Here is a 26,195-nt window from a genome sequence, read left to right on the forward strand (position 1 = left end):
GGGTGTGCTTGGCCGCTTCCCGCCCCTCATTCCCTCTTCGTACCCCGCCCTATCCCACCCCCCCCGCGCCCGCCCGCCCCGCCCCCGTCCGTGTCACCCCCGTCCGCGTCCTCGTCGCGGCGGGGGTGACGGAGGTTACAGCCCGGACGGCGCCCGGCAGCCGGACGGCCGGGGCGGGCACCCGCACGGGCGAACTACAGTCGTCGGTATGACGAGAACCCCGGACAGCGCCGTCCGCTCCTACATCGACCGGCACCAGGCCGCCTTCCTCGCCGACCTCGCCGAGTGGCTGGCCATCCCCTCGGTCTCGGCCGATCCGGACCGGGCCGGCGACGTGCGGCGATCGGCCGAGTGGCTGGCCGCCAAGCTCGGCGAGACCGGCTTCCCGGTGACCGAGGTGTGGGAGACCGAAGGCCTGCCCGCGGTGTTCGCCGAGTGGCCCTCCGGGGACCCGTCCGCGCCGACCGTCCTGGTCTACGGGCACCACGACGTGCAGCCCGCGGCGCGGGAGGACGGCTGGGAGACCGAGCCGTTCACCCCGACCGTGGTCGACGGCCGGCTGTACGCGCGCGGCGCCGCCGACGACAAGGGCCAGGTGTTCTTCCACACCCTGGGCGTGCGCGCCCACCTGGCCGCCACCGGCCGCACCGCGCCAGCCGTCAACCTCAAGCTGCTGATCGAGGGCGAGGAGGAGTCCGGCTCGCCGAACTTCGCCGAGCTGGTCCGGCGCGAGGCCGGGCGGCTGGCCGCCGACGTGGTGGTCATCTCGGACACCGGCATGTGGTCCGCGACCACGCCGACCGTCTGCACCGGCATGCGCGGCCTGGCCGACGCCCAGATCGACCTGTACGGGCCGGACACCGACATCCACTCCGGCTCCTTCGGCGGCGCGGTCCCCAACCCGGCCCAGGTCGCGGCGGAGCTGGCCGCCGGCCTGCACGACGCCGACCGCAGGGTCGCGATCCCGGGCTTCTACGACGGCGTCGTCGAACTGACCGATACCGAGCGCGAGCTGTTCGCCGAGCTGCCCTTCGACGAGGAGCAGTGGCTGCGGGTCGCCAAGTCGTACGGCACCCGCGGCGAGGCCGGCTACTCCACCCTGGAGCGGATCTGGGCCCGCCCGACCGCCGAGGTCAACGGCATCTGGGGCGGCTACACCGGCCCCGGCGGCAAGACCATCGTCCCCGCCTCGGCGCACCTCAAGCTGTCCTTCCGGCTGGTCGCCGGACAGGAGGTGGAGAAGGTCCGCGAGGCGGTGCGGGCCTGGGTGGCCGAGCGGGTGCCCGCGGGCGTCCGGTACGAACTGGTCTTCCCGGGCGCGACCCGGCCCTGCCTGACCCCGCTGGACCACCCGGCGCTCCGGTCCACCGTCCGGGCGATGGGGCGGGCCTTCGGCCAGAAGATCCTCTTCACCCGCGAGGGCGGTTCCGGCCCCGCCGCCGACCTCCAGGACGTGCTGGGCGCGCCGGTGCTGTTCCTCGGCATCTCGGTGCCCTCGGACGGCTGGCACTCGGTCAACGAGAAGGTCGAGCTGGACCTGCTGGCCAAGGGCGTGGAGACGGCCGCGTACCTCTGGGGCGACCTGGCGGAGAACTTCCGGCCGGGGGCATGACCCCGGGTTCGAGCACCATGGCAGCCAGATCACTCATCCGGATGATTCACCACGTGGGGATGGAACAGACGTGAGCACCGTGCCTGAGACCGAGCGCCCGTTGCACCTGGCACTGGCCCGGTCCGGGGTGGACCGGGCGGCCGAGCACCGCCTCGACGAGCCCTGGCTGGCGGCGGCCTGGAGCCACCCGAGCACCCGGGTCCTGCCGATCGCGGGCGGCGAGGCCTTCGTGGTCGACACCGCGCAGGGCACCGAACTCGTGCTGATGCCCTCCTTCGAGGCGCCGCAGACCGGCGACCGGTACTTCCTGGGCACCGACGAGGACGGCGTCTCGTACTTCGCGCTGGCCGGCGAGAGCCTGCCCGGGCGCCTGGACGGCGACGCCCGCCCGGCCGGGCTGCGCGAGGTCGGCGGGCTGCTGTCCGACCGGGACGCCGGGCTGCTGGTGCACGCGGTGGCGCTGGAGCACTGGCACCGGCTGCACAGCTTCTGCTCGCGCTGCGGGCACCCGACCGAGAAGGCCGGCGCCGGGCACGTGCGGCGCTGCACCTCCTGCGCGGCCGAGCACTACCCGCGCACCGACCCGGCGGTGATCATGGTGATCACCGACGAGCAGGACCGCTGCCTGCTTGGCCGCCAGGCGCTGTGGCCGGAGGGCCGCTGGTCCACGCTGGCCGGCTTCGTCGAGCCGGGGGAGTCGATCGAGCAGGCGGTGGCCCGCGAGGTGCAGGAGGAGGCGGGCGTGCGGGTCGGCGAGGTGCGCTACGTCGCCAGCCAGCCCTGGCCGTTCCCGTCCAGCCTGATGCTCGGCTTCCTGGGCCGGGCGCTGCCCGGCGGCACCGAGATCACCGTGGACGGCGAGGAACTGGCCGAGGCGCGCTGGTTCTCCCGCGAGGAGCTGCGGGCCGGGATGGAGGCGGGCGAGATCCTGCCGCCGTCCGGCATCTCGATCGCCCGGCACCTGGTCGAGCTCTGGTACGGGGAGCCGCTGCCCTCGGCGGCGCGCTGGTAGCCCTGCGGTAAAACGGTCCGTACGAAGCGGTCGGCCCGAAAGCGGCCCGCCCGAATGGTGCCCGGACCAAGGGGGCGCGTGGAGAATTCTGCGCGCCCCCCTTTTACTCCGCAATCCCTTCCCGAATTCGCCACGACCAGCTGTTCGTATCCGGACGGGCCAGTTCTGCTACCGGGAGGGGCTCGCAGGGCTCCGAAGTCAACCCGCGCGGACGATATTGCCGGAAACGGCTGAAACCGGCTCGCCGTGCTCGCTACATTCACGAGGGTGACAATCCCCCGGGGCACCGCCCAATCCCCCAAATACCAGCGCCTCGCCGCCGACCTGCGCCGCCGGATCGCCGAGGGCGAGTTCACCGCCGACGCGGCCCTGCCGGTCGAGAGCGAACTGGAGCGCCAGTACGGCGTCGCCCGCAACACCGTCCGGCTCGCCGTCGACGTCCTGGTCAACGAGGGCCGCCTGGTCCGCCTCCAGGGCAAGGGCACCTACCTGCGCGAACACCCCGTCCTGGACCACCGCGCCTACGGGCCCGGCCTGACCCCCGCGCCGCGCGACTGCCTCGCCGCGCCCTCCGCCGTCTACCTCGGCGAGGCCGCCGAGGCCGGACGGGAGCTCGGCACCGACTTCGAGATGATGATCGTCCGGGCCCGGGTGGACATCGCCGAACGGCTCGGACTGCGCCCCGGCGAGGCCATCGTGGTCCGCCGCCAGCTGCGGCTGCTCGACCGCGAGCCGTACTCCATCGAGGAGAGCCACTACCGGGCCGGCCTCGCCGCCGGCACCCCGCTGATGGAGCCCGACCCCGTCGAGGGCGGCGACGAGGCGGTGCTCGCCACCCTCGGACGCACCGAGATCGGCGCCGTGGACCACCTGGTCGCGCGGATGCCCGGCCCCGAGGAGGCCCAGTGGTTCCAGGGCGGCCCCGGGGTGCCGCTGATGGTGCAGACCCGCGTCACCTACGACCGGCGCGGGCCCGTCCGGGTCATCGAGACCCGCTACTCGGCCGACCGCAGCAGGCTCGTCTACGGCGTCGGCGACCTCGGCGCCCGCACCACCCTGCCGGCCCCCGCCGCGCCCGTCGACCCGGCCCGGGCCGACGCGCCGTGACGCGCGCCGGCCCCCGGCGGCCCGGGCCGGACCCGGCGGCCTCAGGCCGCCAGGGCCTTCTTGACCTGCAGCAGGCTCGGGTTCGTCATGACGACCCGCTCGCCGCCGCCGGCCGGCGTCACCAGCACCGTCGGAACGGTCTGGTTGCCGTTGTTCACCGACTCGACGAAGGACGCCGACGCCGGGTCCTCCTCGATGTTGATCTCGGTGTAGCCGATGCCTTCGCGCTCCAGCTGGCTCTTGAGTCGGTTGCAGTACCCACACCAGGTCGTGCTGTACATCGTCACGGTGCCGGACATCGAGGGGGCTCCTTCGAAAGAGAGGTGCGTACGGTCTCCGGAGGCAACGTCCACCGGGCGGCGGGCATTCCGGTATGGCGTCGACCGTCGTACGGAGCGATCATCCTGCGATCGCACCGGGCCTGTGGACAACCCCCTCCGCGATGTCCCACCGGGCTGAGAGGATGGAACGCATGCAGGAAGACCTCTTGAGCGGCAGCCCCTACGACGGCCCCCACGGCTCCCCCTGGGCCGACCCCGGCGCCGCGACGGGCCCGGACGCCGTGCTCGCCGGGCTCGACCCCGAGCAGCGCGCCGTCGCCACCGCCCTGCAGGGCCCGGTCTGCGTCCTGGCCGGCGCCGGCACCGGCAAGACCCGCGCCATCACCCACCGGATCGCCTACGGCGTGAGCAGCGGCGTCTACCACCCCCAGCAGGTCCTCGCCGTGACCTTCACCGCCCGCGCGGCCGGCGAGATGCGCGGCCGGCTGCGCCAGCTCGGCGCCGAGGGCGTCCAGGCCCGCACCTTCCACGCCGCCGCGCTGCGCCAGCTCCAGTACTTCTGGCCGCGCGCCGTCGGCGGCCCCGTGCCCCAGCTCCTGGAGCGCAAGGTCCAGCTGGTGGCCGAGGCGGCCGGCCGCTGCGGCCTGCGCGTCCAGCGCACCGAACTGCGCGACCTCACCGCCGAGATCGAATGGGCCAAGGTCACCCAGATCGCCCCCGAGGACTACCCGGTGGCCGTCGCCAAGTCCGGCCGCGAGGCCCCCCGCGACCCGGCCGAGACCGCCCAGGTCTACCGCGTCTACGAGGAGGCCAAGAGCCGCCGCGGCAGCATGGACTTCGAGGACGTCCTGCTGCTCACCGCCGCGATCCTGGAGGACCGCCCGGACATCGCCGAGCAGGTCCGCTCCCAGTACCGGCACTTCACCGTCGACGAGTACCAGGACGTCTCCCCGCTCCAGCAGCGCCTGCTCGACCGGTGGACCGGCCCGGACGGCGGCGCCAGCCTCTGCGTCGTCGGCGACGCCAGCCAGACCATCTACTCCTTCACCGGCGCCACGCCCGACTACCTGCTCAACTTCCGCAACCGGCACCCCGGGGCGACGGTGGTCAAGCTGGTCCGCGACTACCGCTCCACCCCCCAGGTCGTCCACCTCGCCAACGGGCTGCTCTCCCAGGCCCGCGGCGAGGCCGCCCGGCACCGCCTGGAGCTCGTCTCCCAGCGCGAGGCCGGCCCCGAACCGGTCTACACCGAGTACGAGGACGAGCCCACCGAGGCCGAGACCACCGCCCGCCGGATCAAGGAGCTGCTCGCCGCCGGCGTGCGCGCCAGCGAGATCGCGGTGCTGTTCCGCACCAACGGCCAGTCCGAGGTCTACGAGCAGGCCCTCGCCGACCTCAACGTCCCCTACCAGCTCAAGGGCGCGGAACGGTTCTTCGAACGCCCCGAGGTCCGGGACGCCGGCGTGCTGCTGCGCGGCGCCGCCCGGGCCGCCTCCGACCCGCTCACCGACGACGCCCCGGACCTGGCCGGCCAGGTCCGCGCGGTGCTGGCCACCCGCGGCTTCACCGCCGAGCCCCCGGCCGGCTCCGGCGCCGTCCGGGACCGCTGGGAGTCGCTGGCCGCCCTCGTCCGGCTGGCCGAGGAGTTCGAGCGCACCCGCACCGAGGCAGGCCAGGGCACCGACCTCTCGGCCTACGTCGCCGAGCTGGACGCCCGCGCCGCGGCCCAGCACGCCCCGGCCGTCGAGGGCGTCACGCTCGCCTCGCTGCACGCCGCCAAGGGCCTCGAATGGGACGCCGTCTTCCTGGTCGGCCTCACCGAGGGCACCCTGCCGATCATCTACGCCAAGACCGACGAGCAGGTCGAGGAGGAGCGCCGCCTCCTCTACGTCGGCGTCACCCGCGCCCGCAAGCACCTCAGCCTCTCCTGGGCGCTCTCCCGCTCCCCGGGCGGCCGGGCGAGCCGCAAGCCCAGCCGTTTCCTGGACGGGCTGCGCCCCGGCTCCACCGCTCCCGGCGCGCGCACCGGCGCGCGCGGCGGGCGAGGGGGCGTCGAGCCCGGCGAGCGCTCCGCCGCGCGGCGGGTCCGCGGACCGGTCAAGTGCCGGGTCTGCGACAAGGTGCTCACCGAGGCCGTCGAGCGCAAGCTGCGCCGCTGCGAGAGCTGCCCGTCCACGATGGACGAGGGGCTTTACGAGCGGCTGCGCGAGTGGCGGGCCCGGCAGGCGAAGAAGCAGGGCGCGCCGGCCTACGTGGTGTTCACCGACGCCACGCTGATGGCGATCGCCGAGGACGTGCCCGCCGGCCGCGGGGAGCTGGCCGCCATCTCCGGGGTCGGCGCCCTGAAGCTGGACAAGTACGGGGCGGCCGTGCTCTCGTTGTGTGCGGGGGAGGAGCCCGAGGAGGACCCGGACGACGTCGAGGACGGCGGTTCGGACGATCCGGCCTGAGCCGGTCCGGGCGTGGCCCAGGAGGCCGCTCCGAGGGTTTCGGAACCCGTTGTGTGACGTGCCGAAGAACTCGCGTGAAAAATAGTTTGCGCCGCGTACCGGGAGCGCAATAGCCTGCCGGAGCGGTCAAGGGGACGCGGTCGCACGGGGTGAAACCTGTGCCGACGCCCCTCGCCCGAGAGCTTCACCACAGCTTTACCGAGACAGACATCCGAACATTCGGAGCCAGGGAGACCAGGCTCCGCGAGACGCCGAGAGGAGGCGAAGACAGTGGGAAACATCATGATCACCAAAATGACTGGCCAGACCGTTGTCGCTGCCTCCCTGCGTGCCGCCCGTCTGCGGGCGCTCGCCGAGCTCGGTGGAACCGGTCTGGGTCTCGACACCACCGGTGTCTCCGTCGCCCCCGTTGTCAGTGGTCCTGGACACACTGATCTGTGCCTCACGGGCAGCAGGAGCGTCGACGGCACCACTGTCGAGACCGGTCTGTCCCGGGGCTGGGCCTCGTTCGGCACGCCGTGCTCCCTGCGCGACGAGCGACCGACCCAGGCACCGAAGGCGGCCGTAGCCGCCGCCATGCATGGCGGCTATGCGCAGGTCATCGGTGCCGAAAACGCCCAGAAGCAGAACGAGCAGCAGATTAACCAGGCCATGGCCGCCTTCACCGGCGCCGAGGCCGTCCGGATGTGGGCCTTCCGCGGCCCTGAACCCTGGAGAGAACGAACCTGAGCCAGCCTCAGGTCGGCACCTCCAGGGCCGCGGAACCCGTCACACCGGGATCCGCGGCCCTTCTGTTTTGTCCGGTACGCAAGACCACCCAGGCCCTCCGGGGCCTCCGGCCCAGCACCACCAGTCACCTGGGCCGGAACCACTGAGAAAAGACGAGGAAGACGCCCACAGTGTCCACGGTCATCACACCGCCCACCCCGTCCGTACCGCCGACAAGCCAGATCACCCAGGCCGACCAGGCCGACCCCCCGGAGGTTCCTTCCATGCAGCTCAGCTCGATCGAGCAGGCCGAGTCCCTCGGTCTCCCCATCCCCTGCCGCGCCTTCGACCCCGAGGTCTTCTTCGCCGAGACGCCGGCCGACGTCGAGTACGCGAAGTCCCTCTGCGGCACCTGCCCGGTGAAGGAGGCCTGCCTGGCCGGCGCCCTGGAGCGGCGCGAGCCGTGGGGCGTCTGGGGTGGCGAGCTGTTCGTCCAGGGCGTCGTCGTGGCCCGCAAGCGTCCCCGTGGCCGTCCGCGCAAGACCGAGGTCATGGCGTGAACCCCGCCCACGGCGCCAGGGTCGTCCGCCGGGGAGAGCAGCCCCCGCTGGACAGCGCCCTCCGCCGATCCGTGCGGATCGCCGCCGCCAAGGCCGACGCCGCAGCCCGCATCCCGTTCCCGAGCAAGCACCACGAGCAGGACCACCACATGAACCCCGCCGCCGTCGATCCCACCGCCCGCGCCGAGCAGGCCACCGAACGTCAGACCCAGAACAGGATCCTCGAAATGCAACTCCTCCACGAATCCCTGGCCCGTGCCCATATGCAAGACAGGCTGCACGAGGCCGAGAACCAACGGCTCGTCAACCGGGTCGCCCGGGCCCGCAGGCTCAGGCAGCGGGCCGAGCGGGCCTCGATGCGGGCCCGCAAGGCGCTCGCCGTCGCACTGATGTAGGGCCTTCGGCCCGGGGCCGTCCTCGACAGGCCCCTCCCGGACTCCGGTCCACCCCCGTCGTGCCGCAGGCCGCTCCCCGTCGTCGGGGAGCGGCCTGCGGCCGTTGTCGCGGAGCCGGGGTCAGTCCTCGCGGACCCGGGCGGGCGCGGCGGGATCGGCGGGCCCTGCCGACGGGTGCCCGGCGAACTCGGGCAGCCACGCCAGCATCTCGGCGCGGAACGGCGCCTTGGCGCCCAGCTGGCAGAGCACCCCGATGGTGCTCAGCGTCACCCGGTGGATCAGCAGGTACGCGGGCGGCAGGTTCAGCTGCTTGCCCAGGTTGTAGGCGGGCGAGCGCGGATCGGCGATCCGGGCCGCCTGGGAGCGCATCCAGGTCCGGGTGAAGTGGAAGTTCTCCACCGCGGCCGGCTCGATGATCGGCAGCAGGTAGTCCAGCACCGCGTCCGGATCCAGCCGGATCGAGGGCTTCACGAAACCCTCCTCGCGCAGCATCCGGAGCACCCCGGCCGCGTCCCCGGCCAACGCCATCCGCAGCGAGGCCCCGATCGGCGCGGGCAGCCCGCCGGGCAGCCGGTCCACGGTGCCGAAGTCCAGCACGCCCAGCCGCCAGCCCGACACCGGGCCGTCGTCCTTCAGCAGCCGGAAGTTGCCCGGGTGCGGGTCCGCGTGCAGCAGTCCCGTCCGGGACGGGCCCGCGAACAGGAACCGGGCCAGCAGCTGCCCGGCGCGGTCGCGCTCCTCCTGGGTGCCGCCCGTGATCACCTCGGCCAGCGGGGTGCCGCCCATCCACTCGGTGACCAGTACCTGGTCGGCCTGGGCCACCACGCCCGGCACCACGATGTCCGGGTCGTCCGTGAACTCCTCGGCGTGCCGGCGCTGGGCCTGCGCCTCCAGCTCGTAGTCCAGCTCCTCCGAGACGCGCTCGCGCAGCTCGGTGATCAGCGGCTTGATGTCCAGCCCGGGGATCAGCGGTCCCAGCAGCCAGGCCACCCGGCTCAGCTGCGAGAGGTCCGCGAGCAGGGCGTCGCCCGCGCCCGGGTACTGCACCTTGACGGCGACCGTGCGGCCGTCGTGCCAGACCGCCTTGTGCACCTGGCCGATCGAGGCGGCGGCCGAGGGCCGGTCGTCGAACTCCAGGAACAGCTCGCGCCAGGAGTCGCCGAGCCGCTGGGCGAGCGCGGCGTGCACCTTGGCGGCGGGCATCGGGGGAGCGGCGTCCTGGAGCTTGGTGAGCGCCGCCCGGTACGGCCCGGCCACCTCCTCCGGCAGCGCTGCCTCGAAGACGGACAGCACCTGCCCGAACTTCATCGCCCCGCCCTTGAGTTCGCCGAGGACCTTGAACAGCTGGTCCGCGGTGGCCTGTTGGAGCTCGGCGGTGACGACCTCGGCGGAGCGGCCGCCGATCCGCTTGCCCAGGCCGAGCGTGGCGCGGCCGGCTATCCCCAGCGGCAGGGCGGCGAGCCGTGCCGTGCGGGTCATTGCCTTGCGCGGAAGATCGCTCACCCCGGGCCTCCATTCCCCGGCCCCCCGGTTCCGGGCGGCCGACCATCTCTACGCCATTGTGCCCGCTCCCTGCTGCGTGCCCCTCGGAATTCCGTGGGGCGGGGCCGGGAGTGCCCTCGCTTTGCGGGGAGTTGGGTGGCTTGGTCCGGTGGGGGCCGGTGGTTCCGCGCCGGAAGTCGGCTCGGCCGACTTCCCGCGCGGGGCCGGACTGCTTCCTCCGGGGCTCCTCATCCCGGCGGCAGCGGCTGCCACAGGCAGCCGCAGTCGGGGTGCCCGCGCAGCCGCAGGCGCCTCGGCATGCCGTCCCCGGCCGAGACCTCGCACCAGCCGTCCACGCTCGGCGGCCGACCGCCGTCCAGGAACACCTGGACGTGCAGCGCCGCCAGCCCGGCGACCGCCGTCGCCAGCGCCGTGTCGCAGGCCGGGGTCCGGGCCCGTCCGGGGCCTCCGTCGGCGAGCTGGGCCAGGACCCGGGGCCAGGCGGCGTCCTCGTCCTCCCGGCGCAGCACCAGGCAGTGCCCGCAGGCGGACACCCCGGGGATCACCAGCGGTCCGACGACGCCGAACTCCTCGACCACGCCCACGTAGAGGTGCGGCACCCCGGCCCGCAGCAGCAGTCGGGCCTCGTACGTCCCGCCGGCGAAGGCGGCGCTGCCGTCCCGCGGCGCGAGGACCACGAAGTCCGGTGGCGGCTCCCCGGTGCGGCGCCGGGGCAGGGGCGCCGGCGGCCGGCCGGTGGCCCGCTGCACCGCCTCCCGGGCCGCCGTCGAGCGCAGCCGTCCGACGTCCCCGGGCGGCAGCCCGGCGGGGGAGCAGTCCTCCGGCCTCACCCGGCCGCGGTCCGCGACCGTGACCGTGCCGGTGCCGCCCGCCGCGAGCACCGCCGCCACGGCGGCGCCCACCCGGCCCGCGCCGCGCACCTCGATCCGCGCGTCGGCCCGGCGGCCGAGGACCGCCGGTGCGGCGCCCGGGCCGGAGTGGACCAGGGAGAGCGAGGCGAGGTCGGGGCCGAGCAGGTCCCGCTGCTGCGGGGGGAAGCGGGCCAGGGCGCGGCGGTCGGCCTCCGCGTCGTCCAGCAGGCCGGTCTCCTCCAGGCCGGTGAGCAGGGTGTCGGCCGGTTCGCGGCCGAGCCCGATGCGTTCGCCCTCGGTCAGGAGCTCCGGTCGCTCCCTTGTCCCGTCGAGCAGCGCGAGGAAGTCGCAGAGGGTCTTGTCGGCGTTGCCGAGCACCCCGGCGAAGCGGGTGACGGTGCCGAACTGCAGGGTCTGCGGGTCCCGCCAGCTGCGGGACAGCGCGGGTTTGAGGGCGAGGCGCACGACGATCTCCCTTCCGATCGTTTCCGGACGGCCGACCGCAGCTTGCCCCATCGCGCCGACGTCGTGCGGAAGGTTGTCCACAGGGCCGCGCGCATGATCGCACCATCCGTTCGCGAGCCCTGTGGATAACCGGCCATCCCCTCCGGCGTCGGTTTCCGGACACCCGCCGTCGACTTTTCGTTCCCGATCACTCCATGAAAGATTCCGGCCACGGCAGCGGACTTCTGTCCGTGGTACCGGGTAACGTCGTGTGCCATGGCAGCCGAGCGGGACTCCCATCCACCGGCGTCGCGTCGGCGTGCCCGCGCAGCGTCCGGGTCGCAGGTCGCGGCGCCGAACACACGCGGGCGCCCCGACCAGCGGCAGCAGCCGAGGCCGGCTCCACCGCAGCCGCCGCCCTCCGGCGCGGCGGCCCCCGAGGCGCACGAGCGCGGCCGGGTCGAGGTGCGCCGCAGCGCCCGCCGCAGCCGTACGGTCTCCGCCTACCGCGAGGGCGACCGCACCGTGGTGCTGATCCCGGCCCGGATGTCGCACGCCGAGGAGCAGCGCTGGGTCGCGCAGATGCTGGAGAAGCTCGCCGCCCAGGAGTCCCGGCGGACCCCCGGTGACGAGGCCCTGATGACCCGGGCCCGCGAGCTGTCGGGCGCCTACCTGGACGGTCGCGCCCGGCCCAGCCAGGTCCGCTGGGTCACCAACCAGAATTCCCGCTGGGGCTCCTGCACCCCCAGCGAGGGGACGATCCGCCTCTCCCACCGGCTCCAGGGCATGCCGGAGTACGTGCTGGACTACGTGCTGCTGCACGAGCTGGCGCACCTGCTGGTGCCGGACCACGGCCCGGCGTTCTGGGCCCTGCTGGAGTCCTACCCGCGGACCGAGCGGGCCCGCGGCTACCTGGAGGGCGTGGTCTCCGCCGCCCGGCTGCCGCACATCCCCGGCGCTCGGCACGCGGCCCCGGATCCGTCCGGGCCGGACTCCTCCTGCGGCTGAGGCCGCGGCGGCGCGGGCGGGGAGGGTGCGCACCCGGCCGGAGCCCGGTCGGTCCGACCGGAGGAACGACGGAAGGGGGCGCGGGTCAATAGGCTCCGCGCCCCCTTCCGGTGCCGCACCTCAGCCGGTCAGCTGCCGCGCCCGGGCCACCAGGTCGCGCACCGAGTGGTCGGTGAGCTCCGGCAGCCGGTCGTAGTCGAACCAGCGCAGGTCCAGCGACTCCTCGCTGATCAGCGCCTGCGCGCCGGCCGGGGCCAGCGCGATGTACTGGACGTCCAGGTGGGTGTTCTCCGGCCGGTCCTTGCCGGTGCAGCGGACCAGGTGCCGGTCCAGCTTGGCCGGCACCGGGGCGCCGTCGCTCTCCAGCAGCACCAGGTCGGGGATGCCGGACTCCTCGACGGCCTCGCGCAGCGCGGCCGAGGCGAGGTCGCGGTCGCCGGGCTCGCAGTGCCCGCCCATCTGGAGCCACATGCCGACCTTGGGGTGCAGGGTGAGCAGCACCCGCCCGGCGGCCGGGTCGACGACCGCCGCGCTCGCGGTGATGTGCGCGGGCAGGCAGGAGCGGTACAGGCCCTCGGGCTGCTCGGCCAGGTGCTCCAGGTAGTCCAGCCGCAGCCGCTCCTGGTCCTCGTCGGCGGGCCGCCACCCGGTCAGCGCGCGGACGGCGTCCGCGTGCAGTCCGGTGCCGGGCGTCCCGGTGGCGGGCGTCTCGGTCGCCGTCATGCGGTGGGCTCGCCCTTTCCGTCGGTGCCGTCCTCGTCGGTTCCCGGCCGCTCGTCCTTCTTGGTGAGGTCGGGCTTGCCGGCCGCGGCATCGCCGAGCAGCTTGTCGAAGGCGTCGAAGTCGATGCCGCCCTCCAGGTCGTCGGCGGAGCCCCGGTGCACGAAGGCGTCCGGGTCGTCCAGGTCGGCGGCGGTGGGCAGCATGTCCGGGTGCTCCCAGAGCGCGTCGCGGCCCTCGATGCCGCGGGCGTCGGCGAGCAGCGCCCAGAGCCGGGAGGCGTCGCGCAGCCGGCGCGGACGCAGCTCCAGGCCGACCAGGGTGGCGAAGGTCTGCTCGGCGGGCCCGCCGGCCGCGCGGCGGCGGCGGACGGTCTCGCGCAGCGCGCCGGCCTGCGGCAGGTGCGGCTCGGCGGCGGCGTGCACGACGGCGTCGACCCAGCCCTCGACCAGCGCGAGCGCGGTCTCCAGGCGGGCGAGCGCGGCCTTCTGCTCCGGGGTGTCCTCGGGCTGGAGCAGACCGCCGGCCAGCGCCTCCTGCAGCGCCTCCGGGTTGCTCGGGTCGAGCTGGCCGACCAGTTCCTCCATCCGGGAGGTGTCGACCTTGATGCCGCGCGCGTAGGCCTCGACGGCGCCCAGCAGGTGGGCCCGCAGCCACGGCACGTGGGCGAAGAGCCGCTGGTGGGCGGCTTCGCGCAGGGCGAGGTAGAGCCGGACCTCGTCGGCGGGCACGTTCAGGCCCTCGCCGAACTCGGCGACGTTCTGCGGCAGCAGCGCGGCCTTGCCGGCCGGGGCGAGCGGCAGGCCGACGTCGGAGGAGCCGACCACCTCGCCGGCGAGCGCGCCGAGCGCCTGGCCGATCTGGGTGCCGAACATGGCGCCGCCCATCGAGCGCATCACGCCCATCAGCGGGCCGGCCATGGCCTGCATCTCCTCGGGCAGCACGCCGCCCATGGCGTTGCCGACCCGTTCGGCGACCGGGTCCACCAGGTCCTTCCAGACCGGGAGGGTGGCCTCGATCCACTCGGCGCGGCTCCAGGCGACGGCGGTGCCGGCCCCGGAGGGGAACTCGGTGGAGCCGTCGAGCCACAGGTCGGCCAGGCGGACGGCCTCGGCGACGGCGGAGCGCTCGGCCGCGCTGACCGAGCGGTCCTTGCTCTTGCCCTCGGCGGGCTCGGCGACCACGGTCTGGCGGGCGATGTTCGTGGCGAGGTCCCAGTTCACCGGGCCGCCCTCGAACGAGAGCATCTGGCCGAGCTGCTGGAAGGCGGCGCCGAGGTCACCCGGGTTCATGCCGCCGAACATCGCGGCGAAGGGGTTGTCGGCTCCGGCGCCGCCCGGGGCGCCGGGCATGCCGAACATCGCGCCGAAGGGGTTGCCGCCGCCGAAGCCGAACGGCTGCGGACCGCCGCCGGACTGCTCCTGGTCCTTCTTCTCGTTCTTCTGCGCGTCGTCGGGCTTGGCCTTGCCGTCCTCGGGCTCCTCGGGCGGAACGCCGAATCCGAAGGGAAGGTCGCTCACGGGGTCCTCGATCCGGTCGGCCGTCATGCGGGTGTGGCGGAAAAGTCTGCGCCCGGGGCGGCGGCGGAGTGGGGGACTCGGGGGCGGCTCCCGCGCGGCAGGCCCGCGCCGGGTGCACCGCCGGGCCTTCGCCTCGGGCAGGATGGACGTACGTGACACACGTCCGTACGCACATAAAGCTAACCGTGGAGGATGGCCGGTGAGTTCCCCGCCCTCGGACGTTCGCTCTGGGCTGACCGGAGGAGAGGACGCGTCGGACACCACGGCGTCGCCGTCTCCAGCCTACGGCGGACGGCCGCTGACCGTGGCGGTCACCGGCGCCGCGGGGGTGCTGGGCGAGCGGGTCGCCGCCCGGCTGGTGGCCTCCCCGCACGTCCGGAAGGTCCTCGCCGTGGACGACCGGCGGGGGGAGGTGCCGGGCGTGCAGTGGCGGGTGCTCGACGTCCGCGACCCGGCGGTGGCCGAGCGGCTGGCCGGGGTCGACGTGGTGGTGCACCTGGCGATGGACTTCGGCATGGAGTCCGACGCCCGGGCCCGCAGCGCCTACAACGTGCGCGGCGCCCAGACGGTGCTGACCGCGGCCGCGGCCGCCGGCGTCCACCGGGTGGTGCTGTGCACCTCGGCGATGGTCTACGGCGCGCTGGCCGACAACGAGGTGCCGCTGGCGGAGGACTCCGAGCTGCGGGCCACCGAGGAGGCCTCGCTGGTCGGGGACCTGCTGGAGATCGAGCGGCTGGCCCGCCGGGCGCCGCGCGCCCACCCGGGCCTCCAGGTGACGGTGCTGCGCCCGGCCGTGGTGGTGGGCCCCGGCGTGGACACCGTGCTGACCCGGCACTTCGAGGCGCCCCGGCTGCTGGTGGTGGCGGGCTCCCGCCCGTGCTGGCAGTTCTGCCACGTGGACGACCTGGCGGCGGCGCTGGAGTACGCGGCGCTGGGCCTGGTCGAGGGCGAGGTGACGGTCGGCTGCGACGGCTGGCTGGAGCAGGAGGACGTGGAGCGGCTGTCCGGGATCCGGCGGATGGAGCTGCCGGCCTCGCTGGCGCTCGGTACGGCGGCGCGGCTGCACCGGCTCGGTCTGACCCCGGCCCCGGCCGGGGACCTGGCGTACACGATGTACCCGTGGGTGGTGTCCGGCAGCCGGCTGCACGAGGCGGGCTGGCGTCCGGCGCACACCAACGAGCAGGTGCTGGCCGAGCTGCTGGAGCAGGTGTCCGGCAAGCACGCGGTGGCCGGTCGCCGGCTGGGCGGCAAGGAGGCGGCGACCAGCCTGGGGGCGGCCGGGGCGACGGTGGCGCTGGTGGGTACGGCGGCGCTGGTGCGCCGGGCCCGCAAGCGGCGGCGGTTCTGACCGGTCGGCCCGGGTCGGCCGGTTCCGTCCTGCCGTAAACGGGGGGCGGGCGCTGGGCGGCACGCGCTTCTCACGATGCGAAATTCCGGCGTCGTGATGCGGAAAGTACTTGCCCCGTCCCGTCCCGGATGGGGAATCATGGGGTCATGTCCGAGAACCACGACCCCATCCGCCTGCTCGCCATCCGCGACACCCCGCTCTCGCTGGACGAGGTGTACGAGGCGGTCGGCGACGACGCGGCCGGCGGCACCACCGTCTTCGTCGGGACGGTCCGGGACCACGACGGCGGCAAGTCGGTCTCCGCGCTGGAGTACAGCTGCCACCCCACCGCCGAGCAGGAGATGCGCCGGATCGCCGAGAAGGTGGCCGCCGACTTCCCGGTCCGGGCGCTCGCCGCGGTCCACCGGGTGGGCCGGCTGGAGATCACGGACAAGGCCGTGATCGTCGCCGTCTCCTGTGCCCACCGCGGCGAGGCCTTCGCGGCCGCCCGTCGGCTGATCGACGACCTCAAGCACGAGGTGCCGATCTGGAAGCACCAGGTCTTCTCCGACGGCGGGGAGGAGTGGGTCGGCGCCGGCGGCTGCTGAGAGCGGGACCGGTGCGACGGAACCGATCGGCACACCTCGTGCGTCGGTCGGGGCAGGCGCGCCGAGGTCTCACTCCAACGGGTCCGTGACGGCGCTCCGAATACTCCCTGGAAGTGAGCCGATCGGCCGTCCCGTGACCCGGATGGCGCCGGCCGCGTTGTCCGCCGGAGTGGTTAATCTGCTCATAGACACGACGAGCTGGGAGTACTGACATGGGTGCGCTCGCCTGGTTGATCATTCCGGTGGTCGCGGTCCTGGTCGCCGCCCTCTGGGCGGTGTGGGCCCAGCGGGCGCCGCGGGCCACCGGGGACCCGGCCTCACTGGCCGAGCACCGCCGTTTCATGGCCGCCATGGAACGCACCACCGCCGGCGCGGCCGCCCCCGGCGAGGGCTCCGGCAGGTAGCCCGGCGGGCGCCGCTTCGGGCGCGTCCCGTACTGTCGTGGCATGCCACGCCGCTCCGCGACGATGCTCGCTGCCACCCTGCTGCTCATAGCGCTGCTCTGCGTCTCGGTGCTGATGAAGGTGCCGTACACGGAGATGAGCCCGGGGCCGACGTACAACACGCTCGGCAACCAGGGCGGCAAGCCGGTGATCAGCATCAGCGGGCACGACTCGTACCCGACGAGCGGCCACCTCAACATGACCACCGTCCAGGTCACCGGGGCCAAGTACGAGCCCAGCCTGGTCAACGCGGTGGTCGGCTGGCTGCGGGACGACGTGCTGGTGGTGCCGCACGACAACGTCTACCCCAAGGGGCAGTCGGACGCGGAGGCCAAGAAGCAGAACGCCGAGGAGTTCGCCTCCTCCGAGGACAGCGCGCGCACCGCGGCGCTCAAGCAGCTGGGCATCCCGGTGGGCAGCGAGTTCATCGTGAAGTCGGTCACCGCGGGCGCCCCGGCCGAGGGCCGGCTGCACGCGGGGGACCAGATCGTGGCGGTGGACGGCACGCCGGTCGGCTCGGTCGAGCAGGTGGTCGCGGCCGTCACCAAGCACAAGCCGGGCGAGTCGGTGGTCTTCACCGTCGTGCCGCGGGTCAAGGACGCGAACGGCGCCGCCACGCAGGGCGGGAAGACCGACGTCACCGTCCCGACCGTCCGGGCCAAGGACCTCGACCCGAACGCCTCCGCCGAGCGGGCGGAGCTCGCGGTGGTGGGCATCGGCACCGGGATGCGGCACACCTACCCGTTCCAGATCGACATCGGCCTGCAGGACGTGGGCGGCCCGAGCGCCGGCCTGATGTTCTCGCTCGGCATCATCGACAAGCTCACCCCCGGCGGCGACCTCACCGGCGGCAAGTTCGTGGCCGGCACCGGGACCATCGACGACGACGGCAAGGTCGGCCCGATCGGCGGCATCTCGATGAAGCTGATCGCCGCCCGGGACGCCGGGGCCGAGTACTTCTTCACCCCGTCCTCGAACTGCGCCGAGGCGACCAAGAACGTGCCGTCCGGGCTGACCCTGATCAAGGCGGACACGCTGGACGGCGCGCTGAAGTCGCTGGAGCAGGTCCGCTCCGGGCAGACCTCCGCGCTGCCGTCCTGCTCCGCCGGCTGACAGGCCCGGCCGACCGCCCGGCGGGCGCCGGGCGGCCGCCGGGAGAGCCGGCGGGGAAGGCGTCAGGCGAAGGTCGCCAGCAGTGCCTCGGTCAGGCCCGGCACCAGGTCGGGGCCGGTCAGCACCTCGCGGGCGACGTCCTTGGAACGCAGCCGCAGGGCGATCTCCTTCTTGCCGCCGCGCAGCACCGCGGCGGTGATCCGCACCTCCTCGCGCTTGGGGTGGTTGGCCACCCACTCGGCGAGCTGGGCGTCGCTGGCGCCCCGGGGGCGGGACTGCTCGGCGCCCGGGGGCAGCATCATGCGCTCGACGACCAGGGCGCAGCCGGCCACCGAGTCGGGCCAGGCGATGGTGCCGAGGAACTTGTCGAGCTCCATGCCGGCCGGCAGCTCGTCCTGCTCGATCGGGGTCAGGCCGGCCTCGTCGCCCTCGGCGAGGCCGAGCTGCTTGGCGATCTTCGGGTTGGCCTTGCGCAGGGCGGCGCTGTCCACCAGGGCGAACAGCCGGGCCGGGAGGTCCCAGCCGAGGGTGGATGCGTACTCGTCGATCTCCAGCGCGGCCCGGGTCAGCGGGGTGGCGGCCGGGAGCTTGGAGACGTCGTCGGGGGAGTTGTTCAGATCAGACGCGTCGGACATGACTCAATCCTCACACGCCGGGCGGGGCCCGCTCGCCGGGCGGTCCGCCGCGGGAGCCGTCGGCAGGGGCGCCGCGACGACCGCCGCGGGGGCCGCCCGGAGGGCCGCCGGAACCGCGGCCGGGACGGCCGGGGGCGGACCGGCGTCGTAACCGTCTGCTAACGGTGGGAACTCGACCAAAGCCTGGTTAAGTTTCTCTGACGACCGACCCATTCAGACGACACAGCCGAGGTGCCACCGTGGTCTTCCAGATGCCCGAACGCTCAGAGCCGGGTTTCCGGCGCAGGGTAGGCCCGCCCTCCCGGCGAGCGCGGGTGGCCCTGCTGACCCTGGGCGTGCTCGCGGTGTTCTTCCTGCTGTTCGTCATGTTCGCGGGCTTCTGGACGGACTGGCTGTGGTTCAAGTCGGTCCACTTCTCCTCGGTGTTCACCACCCAGCTGTGGACGAAGACCGGCCTGTTCGCGGTGTTCGGGCTGCTGATGGCGGTGATCGTCGGCTTCAACATCTGGCTGGCGCACCGGCTGCGGCCGCCGCTGTCGGCGATGTCGGTGGAGCAGCAGAGCCTGGACCGCTACCGGGCCGGCCTGGCGCCGTTCAAGCGCTGGGCGCTGATCGGCATCTCGCTGGTGATCGGCCTGGTGGCCGGCGCCGCCGCCTCCGGGCAGTGGCGGACCTGGCTGATGTGGACGAACTCGACCTCCTTCGGTGAGAAGGACTCGCAGTTCGGCATGGACGTCTCTTTCTACGCCTTCGACCTGCCGTTCTACGAGTTCGTGCTGGGCTTCGCGTTCAGCGCGGTGATCGTCTCGCTGCTGACCTCGGCGCTGGTGCACTACCTGTACGGCGGGCTGCGGCTGCAGGGCCCGGGCCGCCGGGCGAGCGTGGGCGCGCAGGGGCACCTGGCGGTGCTGCTGGGCGTGTTCGTGCTGCTGAAGGCCGTCGCGTACTGGCTGGACCGGTACGCGCTGGCGGTGAAGACCGGCTCGTACAAGGGCGTCTCGGGCTGGACCGGCCTGCGCTACGTGGACGCCAACGCGTTCCTGCCGGCCAAGACCATCCTGTTCTTCGTCGCGATCATCTGCGCGGTGCTGTTCTTCCTGACCCCGATCCGCCGCACCTGGGCCCCGGCCCTGATCGGCCTGGGGCTGATGGTGCTGTCGGCGGTGCTGATCGGCGGGCTGTACCCGGCGATCGTGCAGCAGTTCCAGGTCAAGCCGAACGAGCAGGCCAAGGAGACGCCGTACATCCAGAAGAACATCGACGCCACCCGCCAGGCGTACGGCATCGCGGACGCGCAGACCACCCAGTACACCCCGCAGGGCACCACCAACGCCGACGCGCTCAAGCCGGACGCGCAGACCGTCGCGGACATCCGGCTGCTGGACCCGAACGTCGTCTCGCCGACGTTCCAGTCGCTGGAGCAGCAGCGCAACTACTACGCCTTCCCGAGCACGCTGGACGTGGACCGCTACGGCACCGGGCAGGGCAAGCAGGACAGCGTGATCGGCCTGCGCGAGCTCGACCTCAACGGCGTGCAGCGCAACTGGATCAACGACCACTTCAAGTACACCCACGGCTACGGCGCGGTGGCCGCCAAGGGCAACCAGGTCGACGACAAGGGCCAGCCGGTGTTCACCGAGTCGGGCCTGCCGGCCACCGGCACGCTGGGCGACTACCAGCAGCGGATCTACTACGGCGAGAAGACCACCACCTACTCGATCGTCGGCGGCGCCAACAAGGAGATCGACTACACCGATCCCAAGACCGGCCAGAACGCCGAGTACACCTACTCCGGCGGCAGCGGGGTCTCGCTGGACAACCCGCTGACCCGGGCCGCGTACGCGGTGCGCTTCAGCGAGCCGCAGATCCTCTACGCGGGGGCGATCACCGACGGCGCCAAGGTGATCTACAACCGGACGCCCAAGGAGCGGGTGGAGAAGGTCGCGCCGTGGCTGTCGATCGACGCCGACCCGTACCCGGTGGTGCAGGACGGCCGGGTGCTCTGGGTGCTGGACGGCTACACCACCTCGGACGGCTTCCCGTTCTCCTCGAAGACGACGCTGGGCGCCGCCACCAAGGACTCGCTGACCAACCAGCGCGGTGAGCTGCTGACCGTCGCCAACCAGGTCAACTACATCCGCAACTCGGTCAAGGCCACGGTGGACGCCTACACCGGCGAGGTGAAGCTCTACCAGTGGGACGACAAGGACCCGGTCCTGAAGACCTGGATGAAGGCCTTCCCCGGCACCGTCGAGCCCAAGGCGGACATCCCGCAGGGCCTGCTGCCGCACCTGCGCTACCCGCAGGACATGTTCAAGGTGCAGCGCGACCTGCTCGGCCAGTACCACGTCACCGACGCCAACTCCTTCTTCAACGGCAGTGACATCTGGCAGGTCCCGGTGGACCCGACCAGCGACACCAAGCAGGTCCAGCCGCCGTACTACGTGACGGTGCGGATGCCGGACACCAGCACCGCGAGCTTCTCGCTCACCAGCACCTTCGTGCCCAACCAGCGGCCCAACCTGGCGGCCTTCATGGCCGTCAACGCGGACCCGGGGGACGACTACGGGAAGATCCGCATCCTGAAGATGACGGGCGAGAGCGGCGCCCCCGGCCCCGGCCTGGTGCAGTCGAAGTTCAACTCCCGCCAGGAGGTGGCCAACCAGATCTTCGCGCTGAAGAGCGGCGGGGACGCCGAGCTGGAGTACGGCAACCTGCTGACCCTGCCGGTCGGCGGCGGACTGCTCAACATCGAGCCGGTGTACGTGCGCGGACGCGGTGCCAAGTACCCGACGATGCAGAAGGTCCTGGCGGTGTACGGGGACGACAACGTGGCGTTCGAGGACACCCTGGAGGCCGCGCTGAAGAAGGTGTTCGGCGGGACGCCCCCGTCGACCACCCCGACCGTGCCGTCCAACCCGGGCACCGGGACGACCCCGACCAACCCGACGACGCCCACCGCGCCGGCGCCGGGCGGGACGATCTCGCCGGAGCTCCAGAAGGCGCTCTCGGACGCGGGGAAGGCGTACAACGACAGCCAGACCGCGTTCAAGAACGGCGACTGGGTGGCCTACGGCAACGCCCAGAAGGCGCTCGGCGACGCGCTGAAGGCCGCCGAGGCGGCCCGCGGCGGCAGCCCGGCGCCCGCCCCGGGCGGCACTCCCGCCCCGGGGGCCACCGGCGGCGGATCGCCCAGCCCGCAGCCGTAGCCCGCTGAGCTGCGGCAACCGTTTTCCGTTCCACCCCGCGACCGTGCTATGGTTCAACCACCGACGCGGGGTGGAGCAGCTCGGTAGCTCGCTGGGCTCATAACCCAGAGGTCGCAGGTTCAAATCCTGTCCCCGCTACAAAGGCCAGAGGCCCGGAGGATTCTTCCTCCGGGCCTCTGGTGTTTCCCGTTCCGTTCTCGCCCGGAAGCGGCGGGAACCGCTCCGGTAGTATCGACCGTCGCCAAGGACGACGGCAGCGGGGTTTGTGGGGTTGGAGTGTCGGGAAATCGACAAAGCGCCGAAGCAATTTCGTCGGCTTCGGGTCAGCCCCGCCGGAATTCGGCCGGGGCAGGTGTACGCGGGTACTGGGTGATGCGACGATGGGACACATGGGGGACGGTGCACGGCCGCTGACCGGCCGTCGGGTCCGGCGCCTCCCCCGGGAGTCCTCCCGGTCGCACGCCGGGGCACGATGCCGCGACACTCTGGGGGAGCGGGAGTCGGCATGAGGCTGATCGGCAAGTCAGGCGCCAAGTCCGCGGCGGCCGTCGAGGCGGACACCGACGCCTGGGCGGAGAGCCCCGAGAGCACCGCCGCCCACCCCGGAGCCCTGCCGGCCCAGCGCACCAGCGGACTGTCCGAGCGTTCCCCGGCCCCCGGCTGCGGACCCGACAGCCTGGTCCACGTGTCGACCCGTCAGTTCGCCGCCGCCGTCGGCGCGTACGGCGAACAGCCCGGCGGGGAGCCGGCCGCCGGCGCCGCGCTCGACCCGGCCGGCCTCGACTCGACCAGCTTCGAGACCGCCCTCGCCGCCCGCGAGTCCGCCGCGCTGGAGGCCCGCCACCGGCAGGCCGCCGACGGCGGCGACCCGGACGCCGCCTGCCGGCTCGGCACCCTGCTGCTGCGCCGCGGCGAACTGGAGGACGCCGAGTCCTACCTGCGCGCCGCCGCGGCCGCCGGGGTGCGCGCCGCCGCCAACAACCTCGGCGTGCTGCTGCACCAGCAGGGCCACCGCGCCGAGGCCGGCCAGTGGTGGCGCCAGGCCGCCGTGGCCGGCAGCGCGCCGGCCGCGCACGCGCTCGGGCTGCAACTGCGCGACCAGGGCGAGGAGGAGGCCGCCGAGTACTGGCTGCACTTCGCCGCCGACCACGGCCACCCGCTGGGCGCGTACGCCCTGGGCGACCTGATGGAGCACCGGCGGGACGTGCGCGCCGAGCGCTGGTTCAAGGTCTCCGCCGACGCCGGGCACCGGGAGGCCTCCTACCGGCTGGCCCGGATGCGCGAGGCCGCCGGGGACAAGGAGACCGCCGAGACCTGGTACCGCACCGCCGCCGCCCGCAGCCACGCCCGCGCCGCGCTGCGCCTGGGCGTGCTGCTGGAGGAGCGCGCCCGCGCCGACCAGTCGCTGCTGGAGGAGGCGGCCCGCTGGTACCGGCAGGCCGCGCAGAACGGGGAGCCGCGCGCGGCCTGCGCGCTGGGCTTCCTGCTGCGCGACTCCGGGGACGTGGCGGCCGCCGCCGAGTGGTGGCAGGAGGCCGCCGAGGCCGGGGACGGCAACGCCGCCAACGCCCTCGGCGCGCTGCACGCGAGCCGCGGCGAGGCCGCCGCGGCCGAGCGCTGGTACCGCGCCGCACTCGACGCGGGCGACCAGAACGGCGCCTTCAACCTGGGCCTGCTCTGCGCCGGCACCGGCCGCGAGCAGCAGGCCGAGCAGTGGTACCGGCGGGCCGCGTACGCCGGGCACCGGGAGGCCTGCAACGCGCTGGCCGTGGTGCTGCTTCAGCGCGGCGACGAGTCCGGCGCCCAGCCCTGGTTCTCCAAGGCGGCCGAGGCCGGCAGCGTGGACGGCGCGTTCAACCTCGGCGTGCTGCACGCCGGGCGCGGCGAGCAGCAGCAGGCCCAGGAGTGGTACGCGCGCGCCGCGGCCGAGGGGCACGGCGAGGCGGCCCTGCAGCTCGCGGTCGTCCAGGAGCAGCGCGGGAACCTGGCCGGGGCGCTGCAGCGCTACCGGCAGGCGGCGGCCGGAGGCTCGGCCGAGGGCGCGTTCCGGCTGGCCTCGCTGCTGGACCGGCGCGGGGACGCGGACGCCGAGGCCGAGCACTGGTACGCGCTGGCCGCCGACGCCGGGCACCGCCGGGCGCAGGTGCGGATGGGCGTGCGGGCGGCCGAGCGCGGGGCGCTGGAGATCGCGGAGAGCTGGTACCGGCGGGCCGCCGAGGCGGGCAGCCGCAGCGCCGCGTTCAACCTGGGGCTGCTGCTGGCCCGGCAGGACAGCGAGGCCGAGGCGATGCTCTGGTACACCCGGGCCGCCGACGCCGGGCACGGCCGGGCGGCGCTGCGGCTGGCGCTGCTGGCACTGCGCCGCGGGGAGCCGATGCAGGCGGAGAACTGGTGCCGGCGGGCGATCGACTCCGGGCCGGCCGAGGTGGCCGAACGGGCCGGGCGGCTGCTGGGCGCGCTGAACGCCGAGTTGAGCGCGTAGCCCCCGATTCGGGCGGCTCCCGATCCGCTTGTCCCGCCGGTCGGCGCAACCCCCTGATCAGTGCAACTCCCTGATCAGGGGCGGCAGTTCGGGCACAGGCCGCGGTAGGTGACCTCGGCGGCGGTGACGGCGAAGCCGAAGCGCTCGGCGGCGGGGAGGGCGGCGAGCGGGTCGCCCTGCGGGTGGACGTCGCGGATCGCGCCGCAGCCCGAGCAGATCAGGTGCTGGTGGGCGCGGTGCGCGTTGGGGTCGTAGCGCTTGGCGCGGCCGTCGGTGGCGACCTCCAGGACCTCGCCGAGGGTGACGAGTTCGCCGAGCGTGTTGTAGACGGTGGCGCGGCTGATCTCCGGCAGCCGGGCCGCCGCGCGGGCGTGCACCTCGTCGGCGGTGAGGTGCACGTGGTCGCCGTCCAGGACCTCGGCCACGACCCGGCGTTGCGAGGTCAGCCGCCAGCCCCGTGCGCGCAGTCTCTCCAGCAGGTCGCTCATGCCATCCAGAGTAGGTCAAGCTCCGAGATTGGTTCCAGTATTGACTTGGACAAAGTCCAAGTTAGGATCGTGTCATCACGACCGGACACCGCGGAGGCACTCCCATGACGATCCAGGACGAGCAGCGCCCGACCCTGACCACGGAGGCGGGTGCCCCCGTCGCCGACAACCAGAACACCGAGACGGCGGGCGTCGGGGGCCCGGCGCTCATCCAGGACCAGCTGCTGTTCGAGAAGCTCGCGCACTTCAACCGCGAGCGGATCCCGGAGCGCGTGGTGCACGCCCGCGGCGCCGGTGCGTACGGCACCTTCACCGTGACCGCCGACGTGACGCCCTGGACCCGGGCGGCGTTCCTCTCCGAGGTCGGCAAGCAGACCGAGACGTTCCTGCGCTTCTCCACCGTGGCGGGCAACCTCGGCGCGGCCGACGCGGTGCGCGACCCCCGCGGCTTCGCGCTGAAGTTCTACACCGAGGAGGGCAACTACGACCTCGTCGGCAACAACACCCCGGTGTTCTTCATCAAGGACGCCATCAAGTTCCCCGACTTCATCCACACCCAGAAGCGCGACCCGTACACCGGCTCCCAGGAGGCGGACAACGTCTGGGACTTCTGGGGCCTGTCGCCCGAGGCCACCCACCAGGTGACCTGGCTGTTCGGCGACCGCGGCATCCCCGCCTCGTACCGGCACATGAACGGCTACGGCTCGCACACCTACCAGTGGCAGAACGAGGCCGGCGAGCACTTCTGGGTCAAGTACCACTTCAAGACCGACCAGGGCATCCGCAACCTCGCCCAGGCCGAGGCCAACACCCTCGCCGGCGAGGACCCGGACAGCCACCAGCGCGACCTGCGCGAGTCGATCGAGCGCGGCGAGTTCCCCAGCTGGACGGTGCAGGTTCAGATCATGCCGGCGGCCGACGCGGCGAACTACCGCTTCAACCCCTTCGACCTGACCAAGGTCTGGCCGCACGCCGACTACCCGCCGATCGAGATCGGGAAGCTGGAGCTCAACCGCAACCCCGACAACGTCTTCGCCGAGGTCGAGCAGTCGGTGTTCTCCCCGGCGCACTTCGTGCCCGGCATCGGCCCGTCCCCGGACAAGATGCTCCAGGGCCGCCTGTTCGCGTACGCCGACGCCCACCGCTACCGGGTCGGCATCAACGCCGACCACCTGCCGGTGAACCGTCCGCACGCCACCGAGGCCCGCACCAACAGCCGCGACGGCCACCTGTACGACGGCCGCCACGGCCGGCAGAAGAACTACGAGCCGAACAGCTTCGGCGGCCCGGTGCAGACCGGCCGTCCGCTGTGGGCCGCGACCGCCGTCGACGGCCCCACCGGCACCCACGCCGCGCCCTCGCACGCCGAGGACGACGACTTCGTGCAGGCCGGCGACCTGTACCGGCTGTTCTCCGAGGAGGAGAAGCAGCGCCTGATCGGCAACCTGGCGGGCTTCATCGCCAAGGTCTCCGCCGACCGCGAGGACATCGTGGAGCGGGCGGTCGACAACTTCCGCAAGGCCGACGCCGACTTCGGGCAGCGGCTGGACGCGGCGGTCCGGGAGCTGCGCAAGCGGTAGTCACCGGACCGGGAACGGCGGCGGGGGGGGGGGGACAAACCAGCAAACAGCAAACAGCGGGGAAGAGAAAAGGACCAGGGAGAAGGAAGGTGGATTGGCAGTGGCGCCCCAGCAAAGGGAGGAGGAGAGAGGCGAGGGA

Annotated in this window: 22 protein-coding genes and 1 tRNA gene; 16 read left to right on the plus strand and 7 right to left on the minus strand. The window is 73.4% G+C overall.

The annotated features are described in order from the left end of the window. Positions 1 to 208 precede the first annotated feature (208 nt). The 3 genes from ACFVGO_RS11690 (at position 209) to ACFVGO_RS11700 (ending at position 3,731) form a co-directional block, all read left to right on the plus strand. Entirely contained in the window at positions 209 to 1,612 is a 1,404-nt protein-coding gene (locus tag ACFVGO_RS11690) for a dipeptidase (protein ID WP_359915376.1), read from the plus strand. A 70-nt stretch (positions 1,613 to 1,682) separates the two neighbouring features. Then, the gene (gene nudC, locus ACFVGO_RS11695) at positions 1,683 to 2,624 is read left to right on the plus strand and encodes an NAD(+) diphosphatase (protein ID WP_359915374.1); all 942 of its coding nucleotides are present in this window, start codon (positions 1,683 to 1,685) and stop codon (positions 2,622 to 2,624) included. A 267-nt stretch (positions 2,625 to 2,891) separates the two neighbouring features. Next, a complete protein-coding gene (locus ACFVGO_RS11700) occupies positions 2,892 to 3,731 on the plus strand; it encodes a GntR family transcriptional regulator (RefSeq protein ID WP_359915373.1) in 840 nt (279 codons plus the stop codon). 41 nt (positions 3,732 to 3,772) lie between these two features. Here ACFVGO_RS11700 and ACFVGO_RS11705 read toward each other — a convergent pair whose 3' ends face one another. Then, positions 3,773 to 4,030 carry a mycoredoxin gene (locus tag ACFVGO_RS11705; protein ID WP_030058313.1) on the minus strand — a complete coding sequence of 86 codons (258 nt, stop codon included), beginning with the start codon at positions 4,028 to 4,030 and terminating at the stop codon, positions 3,773 to 3,775. Positions 4,031 to 4,194: 164 nt separating this feature from the next. On the opposite strand from ACFVGO_RS11705, the gene ACFVGO_RS11710 reads away from it, so the two are divergent. The 4 genes from ACFVGO_RS11710 to ACFVGO_RS11725 all read left to right on the plus strand — a co-directional run bounded on the left by ACFVGO_RS11710 (position 4,195) and on the right by ACFVGO_RS11725 (position 8,125). Further along, the gene (locus ACFVGO_RS11710; RefSeq protein ID WP_380358904.1) at positions 4,195 to 6,462 is read left to right on the plus strand and encodes an ATP-dependent DNA helicase UvrD2; all 2,268 of its coding nucleotides are present in this window, start codon (positions 4,195 to 4,197) and stop codon (positions 6,460 to 6,462) included. Between the two features lie 270 nt (positions 6,463 to 6,732). After that, positions 6,733 to 7,191: a hypothetical protein gene (locus ACFVGO_RS11715; protein WP_380358901.1), complete on the plus strand. Its 459-nt coding sequence runs from the start codon at positions 6,733 to 6,735 to the stop codon at positions 7,189 to 7,191. A 170-nt stretch (positions 7,192 to 7,361) separates the two neighbouring features. After that, on the plus strand, positions 7,362 to 7,730 hold the full coding sequence (locus ACFVGO_RS11720; protein WP_380358898.1) for a WhiB family transcriptional regulator: 369 nt from the start codon (positions 7,362 to 7,364) through the stop codon (positions 7,728 to 7,730). Then, on the plus strand, positions 7,727 to 8,125 hold the full coding sequence (locus ACFVGO_RS11725) for a hypothetical protein (protein ID WP_380358895.1): 399 nt from the start codon (positions 7,727 to 7,729) through the stop codon (positions 8,123 to 8,125). The genes ACFVGO_RS11720 and ACFVGO_RS11725 overlap by 4 nt, the downstream gene beginning before the upstream one ends. Before the next feature lie 120 nt (positions 8,126 to 8,245). Here the strand turns inward: ACFVGO_RS11725 and ACFVGO_RS11730 are convergent, their stop codons facing one another. Both ACFVGO_RS11730 and ACFVGO_RS11735 read right to left on the minus strand, forming a co-directional pair. Then, complete coding sequence (locus ACFVGO_RS11730) at positions 8,246 to 9,628, minus strand: ABC1 kinase family protein (protein ID WP_380631446.1); 1,383 nt, start codon at positions 9,626 to 9,628, stop codon at positions 8,246 to 8,248. Between the two features lie 227 nt (positions 9,629 to 9,855). After that, a complete protein-coding gene (locus tag ACFVGO_RS11735) occupies positions 9,856 to 10,944 on the minus strand; it encodes a ThiF family adenylyltransferase (RefSeq protein WP_359908382.1) in 1,089 nt (362 codons plus the stop codon). A 255-nt stretch (positions 10,945 to 11,199) separates the two neighbouring features. Here ACFVGO_RS11735 and ACFVGO_RS11740 point away from each other — a divergent pair, with 255 nt between their 5' ends. Continuing rightward, complete coding sequence (locus tag ACFVGO_RS11740; protein WP_380631447.1) at positions 11,200 to 11,931, plus strand: M48 family metallopeptidase; 732 nt, start codon at positions 11,200 to 11,202, stop codon at positions 11,929 to 11,931. Positions 11,932 to 12,051: 120 nt separating this feature from the next. Here ACFVGO_RS11740 and ACFVGO_RS11745 read toward each other — a convergent pair whose 3' ends face one another. Further along, complete coding sequence (locus tag ACFVGO_RS11745) at positions 12,052 to 12,654, minus strand: NUDIX hydrolase (RefSeq protein WP_359908388.1); 603 nt, start codon at positions 12,652 to 12,654, stop codon at positions 12,052 to 12,054. Next, positions 12,651 to 14,171, minus strand: a complete 1,521-nt coding sequence (locus tag ACFVGO_RS11750; protein WP_359908391.1) for a zinc-dependent metalloprotease — start codon at positions 14,169 to 14,171, stop codon at positions 12,651 to 12,653. The genes ACFVGO_RS11745 and ACFVGO_RS11750 overlap by 4 nt, the downstream gene beginning before the upstream one ends. Before the next feature lie 199 nt (positions 14,172 to 14,370). Between ACFVGO_RS11750 and ACFVGO_RS11755 the strand changes: the two genes are divergently transcribed. The 4 genes from ACFVGO_RS11755 to ACFVGO_RS11770 all read left to right on the plus strand — a co-directional run bounded on the left by ACFVGO_RS11755 (position 14,371) and on the right by ACFVGO_RS11770 (position 17,662). Then, positions 14,371 to 15,519: an NAD-dependent epimerase/dehydratase family protein gene (locus ACFVGO_RS11755; RefSeq protein WP_359908394.1), complete on the plus strand. Its 1,149-nt coding sequence runs from the start codon at positions 14,371 to 14,373 to the stop codon at positions 15,517 to 15,519. A 146-nt stretch (positions 15,520 to 15,665) separates the two neighbouring features. Further along, positions 15,666 to 16,106 carry a molybdenum cofactor biosynthesis protein MoaE gene (locus ACFVGO_RS11760; RefSeq protein WP_359908397.1) on the plus strand — a complete coding sequence of 147 codons (441 nt, stop codon included), beginning with the start codon at positions 15,666 to 15,668 and terminating at the stop codon, positions 16,104 to 16,106. A 212-nt stretch (positions 16,107 to 16,318) separates the two neighbouring features. Next, positions 16,319 to 16,510, plus strand: a complete 192-nt coding sequence (locus tag ACFVGO_RS11765) for a hypothetical protein (protein ID WP_359908400.1) — start codon at positions 16,319 to 16,321, stop codon at positions 16,508 to 16,510. Positions 16,511 to 16,552: 42 nt separating this feature from the next. Then, on the plus strand, positions 16,553 to 17,662 hold the full coding sequence (locus ACFVGO_RS11770; RefSeq protein ID WP_359908403.1) for a PDZ domain-containing protein: 1,110 nt from the start codon (positions 16,553 to 16,555) through the stop codon (positions 17,660 to 17,662). Between the two features lie 62 nt (positions 17,663 to 17,724). On the opposite strand, the gene ACFVGO_RS11775 is transcribed toward ACFVGO_RS11770, so the two are convergent. After that, positions 17,725 to 18,297: a PPA1309 family protein gene (locus ACFVGO_RS11775; protein ID WP_359908408.1), complete on the minus strand. Its 573-nt coding sequence runs from the start codon at positions 18,295 to 18,297 to the stop codon at positions 17,725 to 17,727. A 251-nt stretch (positions 18,298 to 18,548) separates the two neighbouring features. Here ACFVGO_RS11775 and ACFVGO_RS11780 point away from each other — a divergent pair, with 251 nt between their 5' ends. The 3 genes from ACFVGO_RS11780 (at position 18,549) to ACFVGO_RS11790 (ending at position 23,988) form a co-directional block, all read left to right on the plus strand. Then, a complete protein-coding gene (locus tag ACFVGO_RS11780) occupies positions 18,549 to 21,506 on the plus strand; it encodes a UPF0182 family protein (protein WP_380631448.1) in 2,958 nt (985 codons plus the stop codon). 64 nt (positions 21,507 to 21,570) lie between these two features. Then, a tRNA-Met gene (locus ACFVGO_RS11785) sits at positions 21,571 to 21,644 on the plus strand. 367 nt (positions 21,645 to 22,011) lie between these two features. Further along, a complete protein-coding gene (locus ACFVGO_RS11790) occupies positions 22,012 to 23,988 on the plus strand; it encodes a sel1 repeat family protein (protein WP_380631449.1) in 1,977 nt (658 codons plus the stop codon). A gap of 74 nt (positions 23,989 to 24,062) precedes the next feature. On the opposite strand, the gene ACFVGO_RS11795 is transcribed toward ACFVGO_RS11790, so the two are convergent. Next, the gene (locus ACFVGO_RS11795) at positions 24,063 to 24,476 is read right to left on the minus strand and encodes a Fur family transcriptional regulator (RefSeq protein ID WP_380354946.1); all 414 of its coding nucleotides are present in this window, start codon (positions 24,474 to 24,476) and stop codon (positions 24,063 to 24,065) included. Between the two features lie 104 nt (positions 24,477 to 24,580). Between ACFVGO_RS11795 and ACFVGO_RS11800 the strand changes: the two genes are divergently transcribed. Further along, entirely contained in the window at positions 24,581 to 26,056 is a 1,476-nt protein-coding gene (locus tag ACFVGO_RS11800) for a catalase (protein ID WP_359908420.1), read from the plus strand. The last annotated feature ends 139 nt before the right edge of the window (positions 26,057 to 26,195 follow it).

Source organism: Kitasatospora sp. NPDC057738 (assembly GCF_042798815.1).
Classification (GTDB): Bacteria; Actinomycetota; Actinomycetes; order Streptomycetales; family Streptomycetaceae; genus Kitasatospora; species Kitasatospora lactacystinica.

What these genes read in the sequence shown, in the direction of transcription:
- ACFVGO_RS11690 (WP_359915376.1), top strand. Translation starts at nt 209, where the DNA reads ATGACGAGAACCCCGGACAGCGCCGTCCGCTCCTACATCGACCGGCAC.
- ACFVGO_RS11705 (WP_030058313.1), bottom strand. Translation starts at nt 4,030, where the DNA reads ATGTCCGGCACCGTGACGATGTACAGCACGACCTGGTGTGGGTACTGC.
- ACFVGO_RS11710 (WP_380358904.1), top strand. Translation starts at nt 4,195, where the DNA reads ATGGAACGCATGCAGGAAGACCTCTTGAGCGGCAGCCCCTACGACGGC.
- ACFVGO_RS11740 (WP_380631447.1), top strand. Translation starts at nt 11,200, where the DNA reads ATGGCAGCCGAGCGGGACTCCCATCCACCGGCGTCGCGTCGGCGTGCC.
- ACFVGO_RS11745 (WP_359908388.1), bottom strand. Translation starts at nt 12,654, where the DNA reads ATGACGGCGACCGAGACGCCCGCCACCGGGACGCCCGGCACCGGACTG.
- ACFVGO_RS11760 (WP_359908397.1), top strand. Translation starts at nt 15,666, where the DNA reads ATGTCCGAGAACCACGACCCCATCCGCCTGCTCGCCATCCGCGACACC.
- ACFVGO_RS11765 (WP_359908400.1), top strand. Translation starts at nt 16,319, where the DNA reads ATGGGTGCGCTCGCCTGGTTGATCATTCCGGTGGTCGCGGTCCTGGTC.
- ACFVGO_RS11770 (WP_359908403.1), top strand. Translation starts at nt 16,553, where the DNA reads ATGCCACGCCGCTCCGCGACGATGCTCGCTGCCACCCTGCTGCTCATA.
- ACFVGO_RS11775 (WP_359908408.1), bottom strand. Translation starts at nt 18,297, where the DNA reads ATGTCCGACGCGTCTGATCTGAACAACTCCCCCGACGACGTCTCCAAG.
- ACFVGO_RS11780 (WP_380631448.1), top strand. Translation starts at nt 18,549, where the DNA reads ATGCCCGAACGCTCAGAGCCGGGTTTCCGGCGCAGGGTAGGCCCGCCC.
- ACFVGO_RS11790 (WP_380631449.1), top strand. Translation starts at nt 22,012, where the DNA reads ATGAGGCTGATCGGCAAGTCAGGCGCCAAGTCCGCGGCGGCCGTCGAG.
- ACFVGO_RS11795 (WP_380354946.1), bottom strand. Translation starts at nt 24,476, where the DNA reads ATGAGCGACCTGCTGGAGAGACTGCGCGCACGGGGCTGGCGGCTGACC.
- ACFVGO_RS11800 (WP_359908420.1), top strand. Translation starts at nt 24,581, where the DNA reads ATGACGATCCAGGACGAGCAGCGCCCGACCCTGACCACGGAGGCGGGT.